This window comes from Klebsiella sp. HN106 (genome assembly GCF_051209435.1).
GTDB lineage: Bacteria > Pseudomonadota > Gammaproteobacteria > Enterobacterales > Enterobacteriaceae > Klebsiella > Klebsiella oxytoca.
Map to the genome: position 1 here is coordinate 1 of NZ_JBLURD010000122.1, position 393 is coordinate 393.

General features: G+C 54.7%; 1 protein-coding gene. It reads left to right on the top strand.

Going from position 1 to position 393, the window contains the following annotated elements; genetic code table 11:
• Positions 1 to 393 (top strand): hypothetical protein (locus ACSIPU_RS30615; protein WP_435322485.1); only part of this gene is annotated, 393 nt, incomplete at both ends.

Consider the following 393-nt stretch of genomic DNA (forward strand, 5'->3'; position numbering starts at 1 on the left):
GAGAGCCAGACAGAGAGCCAGACAGGCAGACTATAGTCCGGACAGAGAGCCAGACAGAGAGCCAGACAGACAGTCCAGACAGAGAGCCAGACAGACAGACAGACTATAGTCCAGACAGAGAGCCAGACAGAGAGCCAGACAGACAGTCCAGACAGAGAGCCAGACAGACAGACTATAGTCCGGATAGAGAGCCAGACAGAGAGCCAGACAGGCAGACTATAGTCCGGACAGAGAGCCAGACAGAGAGCCAGACAGACAGTCCAGACAGAGAGCCAGACAGACAGACTATAGTCCAGACAGAGAGCCAGACAGAGAGCCAGACAGACAGTCCAGACAGAGAGCCAGACAGACAGACTATAGTCCGGATAGAGAGCCAGACAGAGAGCCAGACAG